This is a genomic window from Nocardia macrotermitis (genome assembly GCF_009604405.1).
GTDB classification, from domain to species: Bacteria; Actinomycetota; Actinomycetes; order Mycobacteriales; family Mycobacteriaceae; genus Nocardia; species Nocardia macrotermitis.
The window spans coordinates 45,547-59,410 of sequence record NZ_WEGK01000005.1 but is presented as its reverse complement, the minus strand read 5'-3'; the positions used below and the strand labels follow the sequence as shown (position 1 = coordinate 59,410).

The 13,864-nt window shown below is 67.6% G+C and carries 15 protein-coding genes; 4 read left to right on the top strand and 11 right to left on the bottom strand.

From position 1 onward, the window contains the following. The first annotated feature begins 106 nt into the window (after nt 1-106). A complete protein-coding gene (locus tag NRB20_RS13125; protein WP_319944847.1) occupies nt 107-442 on the top strand; it encodes a metal-sensitive transcriptional regulator in 336 nt (111 codons plus the stop codon). A 421-nt stretch (nt 443-863) separates the two neighbouring features. Here NRB20_RS13125 and NRB20_RS13120 read toward each other — a convergent pair whose 3' ends face one another. Both NRB20_RS13120 and NRB20_RS13115 read right to left on the bottom strand, forming a co-directional pair. Next, complete coding sequence (locus tag NRB20_RS13120; RefSeq protein WP_153410401.1) at nt 864-1,688, bottom strand: LLM class F420-dependent oxidoreductase; 825 nt, start codon at nt 1,686-1,688, stop codon at nt 864-866. Between the two features lie 53 nt (nt 1,689-1,741). Then, a complete protein-coding gene (locus NRB20_RS13115; protein ID WP_153410400.1) occupies nt 1,742-2,554 on the bottom strand; it encodes a hypothetical protein in 813 nt (270 codons plus the stop codon). Nucleotides 2,555-2,762: 208 nt separating this feature from the next. Here NRB20_RS13115 and NRB20_RS13110 point away from each other — a divergent pair, with 208 nt between their 5' ends. Further along, nucleotides 2,763-3,425: a respiratory nitrate reductase subunit gamma gene (locus NRB20_RS13110; protein ID WP_194289834.1), complete on the top strand. Its 663-nt coding sequence runs from the start codon at nt 2,763-2,765 to the stop codon at nt 3,423-3,425. Between the two features lie 83 nt (nt 3,426-3,508). Then, a complete protein-coding gene (locus tag NRB20_RS13105) occupies nt 3,509-4,558 on the top strand; it encodes a fused (3R)-hydroxyacyl-ACP dehydratase subunits HadA/HadB (RefSeq protein ID WP_319944846.1) in 1,050 nt (349 codons plus the stop codon). Between the two features lie 187 nt (nt 4,559-4,745). Here NRB20_RS13105 and truA read toward each other — a convergent pair whose 3' ends face one another. The 9 genes from truA to NRB20_RS13060 form a co-directional block, all read right to left on the bottom strand. Continuing rightward, entirely contained in the window at nt 4,746-5,588 is an 843-nt protein-coding gene (gene truA, locus NRB20_RS13100; protein WP_153410754.1) for a tRNA pseudouridine(38-40) synthase TruA, read from the bottom strand. 84 nt (nt 5,589-5,672) lie between these two features. Further along, nucleotides 5,673-6,173, bottom strand: coding sequence for a 50S ribosomal protein L17 (gene rplQ, locus NRB20_RS13095; protein ID WP_153410397.1), 501 nt, complete (start codon nt 6,171-6,173; stop codon nt 5,673-5,675). A 47-nt stretch (nt 6,174-6,220) separates the two neighbouring features. Beyond that, nucleotides 6,221-7,279, bottom strand: a complete 1,059-nt coding sequence (locus NRB20_RS13090; protein ID WP_040818611.1) for a DNA-directed RNA polymerase subunit alpha — start codon at nt 7,277-7,279, stop codon at nt 6,221-6,223. Nucleotides 7,280-7,481: 202 nt separating this feature from the next. Further along, nucleotides 7,482-8,087 carry a 30S ribosomal protein S4 gene (gene rpsD, locus NRB20_RS13085; RefSeq protein ID WP_153410396.1) on the bottom strand — a complete coding sequence of 202 codons (606 nt, stop codon included), beginning with the start codon at nt 8,085-8,087 and terminating at the stop codon, nt 7,482-7,484. Nucleotides 8,088-8,108: 21 nt separating this feature from the next. Then, a complete protein-coding gene (rpsK, locus tag NRB20_RS13080; protein ID WP_040818607.1) occupies nt 8,109-8,522 on the bottom strand; it encodes a 30S ribosomal protein S11 in 414 nt (137 codons plus the stop codon). A 13-nt stretch (nt 8,523-8,535) separates the two neighbouring features. Then, a complete protein-coding gene (gene rpsM / locus NRB20_RS13075; RefSeq protein ID WP_153410395.1) occupies nt 8,536-8,910 on the bottom strand; it encodes a 30S ribosomal protein S13 in 375 nt (124 codons plus the stop codon). Between the two features lie 236 nt (nt 8,911-9,146). Further along, nucleotides 9,147-9,260: a 50S ribosomal protein L36 gene (gene rpmJ / locus NRB20_RS13070; protein ID WP_040818798.1), complete on the bottom strand. Its 114-nt coding sequence runs from the start codon at nt 9,258-9,260 to the stop codon at nt 9,147-9,149. A 130-nt stretch (nt 9,261-9,390) separates the two neighbouring features. Then, entirely contained in the window at nt 9,391-9,612 is a 222-nt protein-coding gene (gene infA / locus NRB20_RS13065) for a translation initiation factor IF-1 (protein ID WP_040804562.1), read from the bottom strand. A gap of 259 nt (nt 9,613-9,871) precedes the next feature. Then, nucleotides 9,872-11,122 (bottom strand): MFS transporter, encoded by a 1,251-nt coding sequence (locus NRB20_RS13060; protein ID WP_153410394.1) that lies wholly within the window; start codon nt 11,120-11,122, stop codon nt 9,872-9,874. 801 nt (nt 11,123-11,923) lie between these two features. On the opposite strand from NRB20_RS13060, the gene NRB20_RS39270 reads away from it, so the two are divergent. Next, nucleotides 11,924-13,660, top strand: a complete 1,737-nt coding sequence (locus tag NRB20_RS39270; protein ID WP_406603828.1) for a nucleotide-binding protein — start codon at nt 11,924-11,926, stop codon at nt 13,658-13,660. Nucleotides 13,661-13,864: the final 204 nt, after the last annotated feature.

The following is a 13,864-nucleotide window of genomic DNA, read 5'->3' as shown; positions in this document are numbered from 1 at the left end:
CCCGCGCACCGGGCCGAAACCGGGGCGCGACCACTCCCACCAGCCTGTACCCTGGTGGGGTATCACAGACGGCAGGCTCGACGGGCTGGGAGAAGAGGGCGATCCGGTGACCGAGGACGACACCACCACGGCGGAAACCGCGCCATGCCACGATCACGCCGCCCACGGCTACATCACCGCCAAGGACGACTACCTCAAACGTCTGCGCCGCATCGAGGGCCAGTCCCGCGGCCTGCAACGCATGGTCGAGGAAGAGCAGTACTGCATCGATATCCTCACCCAGGTCTCCGCCATGACCAAGGCCCTGCAAGCGGTCGCGATGGGCCTGCTCGAGGATCACATCAGCCACTGCGTCGTCGACGCGGCCGTCCGCGGCGGCCCCGAGGCCGAGGCGAAGATCAAGGAAGCCACCGACGCCATCGCCCGCCTCGTCCGCTCCTGAGCGCGTCGGGAATCCCACTCGCACAGCCCATCTCGTCGCGGACCCATTCCGCGGCTACACCGGCCGCAGCCCCGACACCCGATGGCATACGACCGAACCGGACGACACCCGCGGCCCGGCGAACGACAAGACCTGGCAACAGTCGATACCGCCCCGGACATCTCGCTCAGGTCGGCAGCGCACGCATACTCCCGAGTCACAAGGCAGATACCAGCCGCCGGATGACCGGACCACGTCGCGGCAACCGACGCCGACACGATCGTCCCCGAGCCGGGCGATATCGCCCGCCCTCGCATCCGCTGACCGGACCAGGTCGCGGCAACCGACGCCGACACGATCGTCCCCGAGTCGGGCGATGTCGCCCACCCTCGCATCCGCACTCGCCGACATTGCGACAGGTGCGGATGCGAGCGAGCGCGGATCAGCCGAGTACGGCGGCCAGGGTGCGCAGCGTGCCCATGTAGTCGCTGCCCAGCGGCTGGATCGCGACGGTGTCGGCACCGGCGGTGAGATGTTCGGTCAGACCCGTGGCGATCTGTTCGGCGGTGCCGTGCAGGGCCAGGGCATCGATCAGGGCGTCGCTGCCGGGGGCGGCGAGATCCTCGTCGCTGAAGCCGAGGCGGCGCAGGTTGGCGACGTAGTTGCGCAGGCCGAGGTAGAACTTCACCACGTCCCGGCCGGTCGGGCGCGCGGTGGCCGGATCGGTGTCCAGGACGATCTTGTGCTCGGCGACCAGCAGCGCGTCCGGGCCCAGGATCTCGCGGGCCTCGCGGGTGTGCTGCGGGACGGTCAGGTACGGGAGGGCTCCGGCGGTGCGGTCACCGGAGAGTTTCAGCACCCGCGGGCCGAGCGCGGCCAGGGCGATCTGCTGCTTGGGCACACCGGCCTTGTCCAGCACGTCGATGTACTCGACCAGGACGTCGTAGGGCTTGCGGTAGTCGTTGTCGTGCTCGGGATGCCCGATCCCGATGCCGAGGATGAAACGCCCCGGAAAACGCTTGTCGATGCGATGGAACGACTCCGCGACCTCCGCCGCGGGCGCACTCCACACGTTCACGATGCTGGTGCCGACGACGAGGTTCTCCGTCGCCTCCAGCAGCGACTCCACCACCGGCAGCTCGGCGGCGGGCGATCCACCCAGCCATATCGAGCCGTAGCCCAGCCCTTCCAACTCCTTCGCCTCGTCCGGAGTCACCGCCGCGTAGTAGCGCCACACCCCGAACCGGCCGAGTCCACGAATCGTCATATCGGTTGTGAACCCTGCCACCGCGGCAGCTATTCCGCCCGAACGAGATCCGCTCAGACCAACCCCGCCTCGAACTCCGGATGCACGTGGATCGGCAGCGGTTTCGCCGCGACGGGCAGAATCCGCAGCCGGGCCCGTGCGACCACCTCGGCGACCTCGTGCGGAATCGCGTCGTCCTCCTCGGGTTCCTCCCACTCCACGCCCGCATCCCGCGCACCGCGATCGTGCACCATGCGCGCGTCCAGCGCGGCCTGCACCTGCCAGCGGAATTCACCGGCGGTGACGGGCTCCTCGTCGGCGGGCTCCTGCTCGTCGGTCAAGCGCCGCGACTCGATCAGCCCCTCCCCGACGAACGGGGCCAGATCGTATGCGGCACCGCAGTTCTCGTCGTCCACGAAGATCAGGAAACCGTCCGTGCGGCCCGCCCGCGCGAAACTGCCGAACAGCGTCGCACCCGTCCCGTCGGTATCGGGCCAGCGCACGAATTCACCCGCGGTGAGCGGTTCGTCCAGCTCGGGCACCCAGGCGGGCGGGACGACACCCGCCGCGGCCAACCGATCGGCGGCCTCGCGGGCGACCGTGCGCACCGGCTCGGCGGTCAGCGACGTGACGCAGCGCAGGAATGCCAGCGCGCCCGGCGTCGCCAATTCCTCGGCCCGATCCGCGAACATCCGCACGAACGCCTCGAGGTAGTCCGCACTCTCCCCGTATCCGACCGCGAGCAGTCCGGCCGCCAGGTACTCCCCGTCCACCGGCTCGTCCACCTGCTCGAATTCCGTTATCCGCGTGACGACCTCGGCCATCATCTCCGCCACGCCGAGTTCGTCGTAGTCGATCTCCTCCACCCCGTCGACGCCCCCTGCCATCGCCTCTCCTCTCTCGTACTCCTCACGTTCGCGACCACGGCTCACCGGACTCATGGGCCCCGAGTCTGCCATCTCGACCCGACGACGCACGACCACCCCGCGACGTGAGTCGATCCGGATTCCGCCCCACCCCGGGCCCGGCGGCGGCATAGGCTTGCGGCGAACGGCGCACCACCGCGGTCGCCTCCGGAGGGCACCGAGAGTCCCCATGACAACGCTGATCTGGCTGATCGTCCCCTACCTGGCCTTCGCCTCCTTCGTGCTGGGCCACTGGTGGCGTTGGCGGCACGATCGGTTCCGCTCCGGCGTCATCACCAATCGCACCGATGTGTCGCGCACCGGACTGTGGTTGTTCCGTGCCGGGGTGCTGGTCGTGGTGCTGCCGCGCATCGCCCAGATCGTGCTCACCCGAACGCATTTCGGCTCCCCGCTCACCATCGCGCAGGTCGTGGTGGCCAGTGAGACCATCGCCGCGCCCATCGCGCTCACCGGTGCGGCGCTGCTGCTGATTCCGGCGATGGTGGACGGTTCGGCCCGTCCGGTCACCGTCGTCGACCGGATCACGCTGCCGGTGCTCGGGGCCGCGCTGCTGTCCGGGGTGCTGGTCATCTTCGATCCGAAATCCACTGGCTCCCGGGATATCGCGGCGCACACGCTGTTCACCTGGTTCCCCTCGCTGTTCAGCACGCATCCGGATCCGGCCGCGATGGCCGACGCGCCGCTGCTGCACCGCATTCGGGCCCTCACCGTCGTCGTGGCGATCGCGCTGTGGCCGTACACGCGGCTCGCGGGCCTGTTCTTCTGCCCGATCGAACGCACGGTCCGCAGGTTGGTCACCGCGCTGACATCGGTTGTCCGCCAAGCGGATTGACCGACGCGCGACGGCCGTTCGCCGCGAGTCGGACCGCCCGGCTATCGTTCATGGATTCGCCGCCGCGAATACGACGAGCAGATGTGACCGAGACGAGGAGCGATCTGGTGGACGCAACGGTGGATACGACCGGGCTGGTCGGATATCGCTATCGTGCCGACGACTACTACGAGGTCGGCCGGGAGAAGATCCGCGAATACGCCCGCGCCGTGCAGGATTTCCACCCGGCGCACTGGAGTGAGGACGCCGCGCGCGAACTCGACTACCGCGGGCTGATCGCGCCCACCACATTCCTGTCCGCGGCCGCGATGCTGGCCAACCGCAGGCTCTTCGACACCGTGATCACCGGCTACGACGTCTTCGTGCAGACCGATCAGGTCTTCGAGATGCACGCCCCGGTGCTCACCGGCGACCGGCTGGTCAGCGATGTCGAGGTGTCGTCGGTGCGCCGCATCGCGGGCAAGGATCTGATCACCATCACCAACACCTTCATCGATGCCGCCGGTGAGATCGTGCAGATCATGCACACCACCGTCGTCGGCATCACGAGGGAGGACCTCGCCACCGAGGTCGACATCACCGCCGCGGTCGAGCGCGTCATCATGAGCGGCCTGAACCCGCCCTCGCGCACCGGAACCACGGACCCGTCGAGCCTGGACCCCGAAGCCGCCGCACACCTGTCCCAGCTCACCCGCACCCGCGCCCCGCACACCGCGCCGCGTTTCGAGGACATCGCCGTCGGCACCGAACTCCCCCTCCGCGAGGCCCGCCTGACCCGCGGCGATCTGGTCAACTACGCCGGCGTCTCCGGCGACGCCAACCCCATCCACTGGCACGACAGCCTCGCCGCCCTCGCGGGCCTGCCCGACGTCATCGCCCACGGCATGCTCACCATGGGCCTGGGCGCGGGCTTCGTCACCGGCTGGCTCGGCGATCCGGGCGCGATCACCCGCTACAGCGTCCGCCTCTCCAACTACACCATCGTCGAACCCACCGCCCCCGGCGCCGTCGAATTCACCGGCCGCGTCAAATCCGTCGACCCCACCACCCGCTCCGCGGTGGTCGTCATAGTCGCGAAATCCGCGGGCCGCAAGATCTTCGGCCTCGCCACCGCCGAGGTCCGGCTCACCTAGCCGCCGCCGAGCGGGCGGCCATGCCCCGCTCTCGGCAGCAGACCGAGTCGCCCGTCGCCGCCCGCGCAAACCGACCCGAGCCTCATCCACACACTCGATCGGCAGCGCAGTCGAAACCATCACAGCGGTGTATTCCGTTGCGGCTCAGAAGTTTCGAATGAGTGCACGCGGGTGGTGTTGATCGCTGTCACTCGCCGCAGCAGCCGCCCGGGCTCGGGACCGTGCGCATTTCGCGGGTTTGGGCGTTGCGGGTGGCGAGGTCTTCGTCGGCCGGGTAGTCGACGGCGGTGAGGCTCAGGCCGTGGGCGGGGGCGACGGTGATCATGCTGGAGCGGTTGCGTTCGTCCAGGAGGGTGGGGAGCCATTCGGGGGTGCGGCGGCCTTCGCCTACCGACAGGGCCGCGCCGACGAGGCTGCGGACCATGGACCAGCAGAAGGCGTCGGCGGAGACGTGGGCGGTGAGCAGGTCGCCGTCCCGGGTCCAGTCGAAGCGCTGGAGTTCGCGGACCGTGGTCGCGCCCTCGCGGCGGCGGCAGAAGGCGGCGAAATCGTGCAGGCCCAACAGGTTTCGCGAGGCTTCGCGCATGACGTCCAGACGCACCGGGCGGCACGGGACCACGCTGCGGGCCTGGAGTGGCGACGCGCCGTAGGGGGCGGTGGTCAGGCGGTAGATGTAGTGCCGCCGGATCGCGGAGAAGCGCGCGTCGAAATCGGCGGGGGCGGGACGGATTCCGGTGACCCGCACGTCTTTCGGCAGGAAACGCGCCAGACGGTACAGCAACTTGTCGGCATCGAGTTCGGCCGTGGTGTCGAAGTGCGCGACCTGGCCCTCGGCATGCACACCGGCGTCGGTGCGGCCCGCGACGGTCAGCTGGATCGGCTCCCGCAGCACCTTGCTCAGCGACTCCTCCAGCACCCCCTGGACCGTGCGCAAACCGGGCTGACGTGCCCATCCGACGAAATCGGTGCCGTCGTAGGAGATATCCAGCCGTACCCGAATTGCAACGGTTCGCCCGGACGATTCGGACATGGTCACAGCGATCTCCTGGTTAACATGAGCGAAGCCCGCCGACCCGGAGGGGACGGCGGGCTCGCACATGGGTCCGACGCAGTATCAGGCGTCTTCTTTGGCAGCCTCTTCGGCAGCGGCCTCGGCCGGAGCCTCGGTCTCGGCAGCCTCGTCGGCCTTGGGGGCCTCCTCGGTCGCCTGCTGCGACGCGGCGACCCGACGGGCACGATCGGCCTCGTTGGTCACGGTCTTCTCCCGGACCAGCTCGATGATCGCCATCGGAGCGTTGTCACCCTTGCGGGGGACGGTCTTGATGATCCGGGTGTAACCACCCTCGCGACCCTCGAACGACGGTCCGATGTTCGCGAAGAGCTCGTGCAGGACATCCTTGTTGCGGATGACCTTGAGCACCTCACGGCGGTCGGCCAGCGTGCCGGCCTTGGCCTTGGTGACGAGCTTCTCGGCGTACGGGCGCAGCGCCTTGGCCTTGGCCTCGGTGGTCGTGATCCGACCGTGCTCGAAGAGCGCCGTGGCCAGATTGGCGAAGATCGCCTTCTGGTGCGACGCCGACCCGCCGAAGCGAGCACCCTTCTTGGGCTTGGGCATTGGTGTTCTCCTTTTGGGAAGGCTTCCGGGGCTGCGGCCCCGAAGACCTAGAGCTGTTCGGTTTCGGCGTAGTCCTGCTCGCCGTTGTCGGTGTCACTGAACGTGCCGCTGTCGCTCCAGGTACCCGTGGCGGCGTCGTAACCGACGACGCTGGAGGGATCGAAGGAGGCCGGGCTGTCCTTGAGCGACAGGCCCAGCGAATGCAGCTTCACCTTCACCTCGTCGATGGACTTCTGCCCGAAGTTGCGGATGTCCAGCAGATCCGACTCGGTGCGCGCGACCAGCTCACCCACGGTGTGCACACCCTCGCGCTTGAGGCAGTTGTACGACCGCACGGTCAGGTCCAGGTCCTCGATCGGCAGCGCGAACGAGGCGATGTGATCCGCCTCGGCCGGGCTGGGCCCGATCTCGATGCCCTCGGCCTCGACATTGAGCTCACGCGCCAGACCGAACAGCTCGACCAGGGTCTTACCGGCAGAGGCCAGCGCATCCCGCGGGGAGATCGAGTTCTTGGTCTCGACGTCCAGGATGAGCCGGTCGAAGTCGGTACGCTGCTCGACACGGGTCGCCTCGACCTTGTAGGTCACCTTCAGCACCGGAGAGTAGATCGAGTCGACCGGAATCCGGCCGATCTCCGCACCCGAGGCCTTGTTCTGCACGGCCGGGACGTAACCGCGACCGCGCTCGACCACGAGCTCGATCTCCAGCTTGCCCTTGTCGTTCAGGGTCGCGATGTGCATATCCGGGTTGTGCACGGTGACGCCCGCCGGGGGAACGATGTCACCGGCGATGACCGCGCCGGGACCCGACTTGCGCACGTACATGGTGACCGGCTCGTCCTCCTCGGACGACACGACCAGACCCTTGAGGTTCAGGATGATGTCGGTGACATCCTCCTTCACGCCCGGGACGGTGGTGAACTCGTGCAGCACGCCGTCGATGCGGATGCTGGTGACCGCGGCGCCCGGGATGCTCGAGAGCAGGGTGCGGCGCAGCGAGTTGCCGAGGGTGTAACCGAAGCCCGGCTCGAGCGGTTCGATGGTGAACTTCGAGCGGTTCTCGGCGATGACCTCTTCGGTCAGCGTCGGTCGCTGTGAAATCAGCATTGTTTTCCTCCTTCTGAACGCCCACTATTTGACGTTCACGACTGGAATATGTGGAACCGAAACCCCATCCCGGACAAGAACTCCGGTTTCGGCCTCCCTTGTCGAGAGGCCGAAACCCTTGTTCTCGAAGGGGTTCGGCGGCATGGCCCCCGAAATCCCTTCCGGGTGAAGCGGTTCCACCAGCGGCGAGTAACGCCTTCGTCTACTTCGAGTAGTACTCGACGATGAGCTGCTCGTTCAGCGGAACATCGATCTGCGCACGCTCGGGCAGCTGGTGCACCAGGATCCGCAGCCGGTTCGGCACGACCTGCAGCCAGCCGGCGTTCGGCCGGTCGCCGATGGTCTCGCGCGCCACCTGGAACGGCAGCGTCGGCAGCGACTTCTCCTTGACATCGATGATGTCGTACTGGCTGACCTGGAAGCTGGGCACATCGACCTTCGTGCCGTTCACCAGGAAGTGGCCGTGCGAGACGAGCTGACGGGCCTGACGACGGGTGCGGGCCAGACCGGCGCGGTACACGACGTTGTCCAGACGCGACTCCAGCAGGCGCAGCAGGTTGTCACCCGTCTTGCCCTTCTGGCGGTTCGCCTCTTCGTAGTACCGGCGGAACTGCTTCTCCATGACGCCGTAGGAGAAGCGAGCCTTCTGCTTCTCCTGCAACTGCATCAGGTACTCGGACTCCTTGATCCGCGCGCGGCCGTGCTGGCCGGGCGGGTAAGGACGACGCTCGAACGCCTGGTCGCCTCCGACGAGGTCGACGCGCAGACGACGCGACTTGCGGGTGATGGGGCCTGTATAACGAGCCATTTTTCGCTAAATCCTTTCCCGCTAGACGCGACGCCGCTTGGGCGGACGGCAGCCGTTGTGGGGCTGCGGGGTGACGTCGGAGATCGTGCCCACCTCGAGGCCCGCCGCCTGCAGCGAGCGGATCGCGGTCTCACGGCCCGAACCCGGGCCCTTGACGAACACGTCGACCTTCTTGACGCCGTTCTCCTGCGCCTTGCGGGCAGCGTTCTCGGCGGCGAGCTGCGCGGCGAACGGGGTCGACTTGCGCGAACCCTTGAAGCCGACGTGGCCCGAGGACGCCCACGAGATGACGTTGCCCTCGGGGTCGGTGATCGACACGATGGTGTTGTTGAACGTGGACTTGATGTGCGCGTGGCCGTGCGGGACGTTCTTCTTGTCCCTGCGCCGCGACTTCTGGGTCTTCTTGGGGCCGGAGGTCCGGCTCTTCGGAGGCATCTGTTGTTATCCCCTACTTCTTCTTGCCGGCGACGGTCTTCTTCGGACCCTTGCGCGTGCGCGCATTGGTCTTGGTCCGCTGGCCGTGCACCGGCAGGTGGCGGCGGTGGCGGATGCCCTGGTAGCAGCCGATCTCGATCTTGCGGCGGATGTCGGCCTGCACCTCACGGCGCAGGTCGCCCTCGACCTTGATCTGGTCCGACGCCTCGATGTAATCGCGCAACCGGGTGACGTCATCGTCGGTGAGGTCCTTCGAACGCAGGTCAGGGCTGATGCCCGTGCCTGCGAGGATCTCCTTGGAGCGGGTACGACCGATACCGAAAATGTAGGTCAGTGCGATCTCCATGCGCTTGTCGCGCGGGAGGTCGACGCCCATCAGACGTGCCATGTGGCATGTTCCTTCTGTTGCGGAGGTCTGCTCCCTGGCCGTCCCTCTCCTCTGTTGCGGATGTTCCGCAGGTATTCGAGGGCCCCGGCCTCCGTTCCGGGGGTGGTTCCGACATCCGCCCGCCTGGCCCCGAGGGGCTGTGCGGGCTCGCCGATGTCGTATGGCTCCGGGAGTTCTACATATGTGCCAATCCGAACCGCGTTCGGTGCTTGGCTGGTGGTGCGAACCGCCTGGGACTAGCCCTGACGCTGCTTGTGCCGCAGGTTGTCGCAGATCACCATGACCCGTCCGTTACGGCGGATCACCTTGCACTTCTCGCAGATCTTCTTGACGCTGGGGTTGACCTTCACGTCAAATCCAATCCGAGTCGGTGTTCACAGGCTGTGAACACAGATGTTCCCCGGCCAGGTGACCGGGGTGATTCCCCGAGGCTCGGGGCCTCGGGAGTCTTCGGGGTTCGAGGGGCCGCGGCCCGCTCGATCACTTGTAGCGGTAGACGATGCGACCGCGGGTCAGGTCGTACGGCGAAAGCTCCACGACCACACGATCCTCGGGGAGGATGCGGATGTAGTGCTGCCGCATCTTGCCGCTGATGTGGGCGAGAACCTTGTGGCCATTCTCCAGTTCGATCCGGAACATCGCGTTGGGCAGCGGCTCGATGACCCGGCCCTCGACCTCGATGGCCCCTTCCTTCTTCGCCATATCCTCCGCGATCCCTTTGCGCTGAAACCCTGGCTGGTCGCAGCTCGTCGGCGGATTTCTCCGCCGTCACCGTCTGTTCTGTGGCCGATGCTCGTGCACTTTCACCGGCCGGGTGCCATACTCACCGGACAGCGACATGCAAGCATGGACGGACCGGCGGATAGGTGCACCGCCGACCAAGCTTACCTGCGCGTAGTTCCGGGGGCCAAACCGGCCCGTTTCGCCGTGTGCGAACTCTCCGACCAGGCGTACGAACTTCTCAGGCCACCGGGCCGCGTCCGGTGCGCGGGCCCCAGACGCCGATCAGCGCGAACATGATCAGCAGCGCGGCGGTGATGATCGTGAAGACCGCGCCCGGCCCGCGGCTGTCCAGCAGCGGGAGCAGCAGGAACGGCAGGAACGCGGTGCTGAGTTTGGACAGCGAGTAGGTCATCCCCGAGGCGGTGCCGCGCACGCTGGTCGGGAACGATTCGGGCAGGTAGGTGTGGATCGCGTCGGAGAACACGTTGCTGGACAGGGTGAACAGCCCGCCCGAGATCAGGATCAGCGGCACGCTCACGGCGAATCCGAAGATCAGCCCGAAGATCGCCATCGCGGCGGTGGAGGCCAGCACCAGATATTTGCGTTCCATCCGCTCGATCAGCGGGATGGTCAGCAGCGAGCCGATCGGATAGCCCAGATAGGTGATCGCCAGGTAGCCCAGCGAGTTGACCACCGGAAATCCCTTGTGCTGCAACACCAGTACGGCCAGCGTGCCGAAGCCGTAGTAGCCGAAGACCTGCAGGATCATCGCCGCCGAGAACAGCAGGGTGCGGGTGCGCAGTGGGGCGGTGAGGATCTCGGCGAAGCGGACGCGTTCGACGGAGCGCTCCCGATGTTCGCGCCAGCGCGGGGATTCGGGCATGAACCGGCGCGCGAAGAACACCAGCGCCGCGCCCAGGCCGCCGATCACGAACAGCCAGCGCCAGCCGTCCAGGCCCAGCGGTTTCAACGGGACCAGCCAGCGCGCGAGGAAGCCGACCGTGGGGACGGCGCAGAAACCGATCGTGTAGGCGATGGCGATCATCCGGCCGCGCACCTGCGGCGGCATCACCTCCGACAGGTAGGTGTCCGAGAGGGTCATCTCCGCGCCGATGCCCAGACCGGCGAGCATGCGCGTCACCATCAGGAACCAGACGTTCGGGCTGAACGCGCCCAGCAGGGTGAATCCGGCGTAGAGGCCGATATTGATCATGAACATCCGGCGGCGGCCGAACACGTCGGACAACCGGCCCAGCACCAGCGCGCCGAGGAACTGGCCGACGAAGGCCGAGGCCAGGATGCCGCTGAGTTCGTACGTCGACAGGTGCAACTGCTGTTTGAAGACGCCGGTGATCGTCCCGGCCAGGAACAGTTCGTACAGATCGAAGAACAGTCCCATCCCGATTAGGGCGACGAGCCTGCGATGAATCGGCCGGATCGGCAGCTGGTCCAGGCGCGTGAGGTCCTGGTGATCGACCGGTGATGCCATCGCGCCCTGCTCTCGAATCCGGAAATTCCCGGCGAAAGCGCACGCCGAGCCCGGCCGAAGACTACACCGCGCACCGGTCCCGCACCCGGCTCGTGCGATGCGGCAGCGGATCACTCGCCATTGGTTCCGCTCGCGTAAACTGCGCACTATCCAGGTAATCGGCCGAGCAGATCCCAGGGGGACAACAGTGAGCGAGCGCAGCGACTACGTCGGCGACGCAGCGCACGCAGTCGTGGCGAGCACCTGCGAGGTGGCGCTGTGAGCAACAACGAACTCCCCATGCTGCCGCCATGGCTGTCCGAGAGCGAGGACACCCAGTCCGGCTACGAGGCCCCGGTCGAGAATCTGCCGCAGCGGGATCTGATCTCGGAGAAGTCCAAACGCCCCAGGTTCGGCCGCAAGGGCGACAACGCCGAGCCCGACAACGGTCTGAAGGGCCGTAAGAAGAAGCCCGGCAAGTCGAAACCCGATGCGCCCGAGCCCAAGCCGTGGGGCGAACCGCAGTCCGAGCCGCAGGCGTGGGGACGGCCGCAGGATCAGGCCGTCGACGTGCCGCCGAGCACGATGGCGATGCCCGCCACGCCGCGCGAGATGCCGCCGAGCCCGCAGCCGCCCGAGAGTCCGTCCTCGGGTGGATTCGGCCAGTCCGGCAACGGATTCGAGCATCGGCCCGAGGGTGGTCCGCAGCAGCTGGGGCAGGGTTTCCCGGGGCAGCAGCAGCCCGGCCCCGGCCCGATGCAGGCCGAATTCGTACAGCCGCAACAGAATCAGCCGCCGCAGCAGCAGATGCCGCCCGGACCGATGCCGCAGCAGCAGTTTCCGGCGCGGCAGTCCGGTTCGTTCCCGCAGGTGCCGCCGGCGCGGCCGGACGGGCCGCCCGCCGACCGGCCGCCGATTCCCGATGCGCCGCAAGGATATTCTCCGCAGTCCGGTGATTCCGATGGTATGACGGTGCGGGTCGATGGCCGGCCGGATCTGCCGCCGCCTCCGCAGCAGCCGCCGGGGCGGCCGCCGCTGCCCGACGCTCCCGGGCCGAACGAGGTTCCGCAGCCCGCTGCCGACGAGGGTGCGCCCGCGTGGGCGAGTGGGACGGAATCGGCCGCGCCGCAGGCGAGTTCGGAGCTACCGGTCTCGGAGGCGCCGCAGCGGCTGCCGGATTCCCCTGTCGCGCAACCGAATATGGCCATACCGCCGGGTCCCGACAGCGGGCGGCATCAGGCGTTCGACGCGCCCGCGCCCACCCACCCCGGGCCGGACGAGCAGTCGCAGCAGGCTCCGTATCCGCCTGCCGCGCAAGGGTATTCCGGGGATCGGCCACCCTCCGGCGGGTATCAGCAGGTGCCGCCGCCGGACGCGCAGCAGTTCAATGGGCAACCGCCGCAGCGCGAGCAGTATCAGGCACAGGGTCCGGCACAGGCCGATCCGCGGTTCGCGGGTCAGGGTCAGCCGCCGGTGCAGGGCAACCAGTGGCAGTCCCCGCCGCCGCAGCAGGGTGGTCAGGGTTATCCACAGCAGTACCAGCAGGGGCAGTATCAGCAGCCGCCGCAGCAGTATCAGCAGCAGCAGTTCCAGGGGCATCCCGGGCAGCAGTTCCAGGGTCCGCCCGGACAGCAGCCCTCGCTGGACAACGTTCCGGTGCGCAAGGCCAAGAAGGCGCCGGGCACCGGGTGGCGGCGCACCGTGCACCACATCTCCGGTGGTGCGATCAACCCCGGTATGTCGGCCGAGGAACGTCGTCTCCAGGAGTTGGTCGTCCGCATCCGGCAGCCGGTCCGCGGTGACTACCGGATCGCGGTGCTGTCGCTGAAGGGTGGCGTCGGCAAGACCACGACGACCATGGGTATCGGCTCGATCTTCTCCTCGATCCGCGGTGACCGCGTGATCGCGGTGGACGCCAATCCGGATTTCGGCACGCTGTCCCAGCGCGTGCAGTTGCAGACCCGTTCCACGGTGCGCGATCTGCTGCTGGACCCGTCGATCAACTCGTACTCCGACGTCCGGCGGCACACCTCCCAGGGCACCAGCCGACTGGAAGTGCTTGCCAGCGAACGTGATCCGGCCGCCTCGGAATCGTTCAGCGAGGACGAGTACCGCAAGGTCGCCCGCATCCTGCAACGCTTCTACAACATCATCCTCACCGACTGCGGTACCGGTCTGATGCATTCGGCGATGGCCGGTGTGCTGGAGTTGGCGCATTCGCTGGTGCTGATCTCCTCCTCGGCGATCGACGGCGCCCGCAGCGCCGCAGCCACCCTGGACTGGTTGTCCCTGCACGGCCACGACCACCTGGTCCGCAACGCCGTCGTGGTGATCAACCTGCCCCGCCCCGGCTCCCCCAACGTCGGTATCCAGCAACTGCGCGAATACTTCCTGTCCCGCTGCCGCGCCGTCCACATCATCCCCTACGACCCACACCTGTCCGAGGGCGCGGAGATCGAACTGGCCCGCCTCCACAAAACCACCAAGCGGGCCCTGGTCGAACTCGCCGCCACCGTCGCCGACGATTTCGCCACCGAACATCAGAGGTTCAGTTACTGATCGTTCGAAAGCGAAGGCCACCAACCGAATTCGCGCCCGTCTCCCCTGCGGAGACGGGCGCGAATCGTCGGCCCGTGCTACCTCGAGTCCGGGCGACGGTGGTGCCGGGGAGTCAGCGCCCGCGGTCCTGACGTAGTCGTTCGATCGCCTTTCGAATCCAGGTGTCGCGGTTCGCACCAGGGAGCAACCGCGCACCGACCGAGC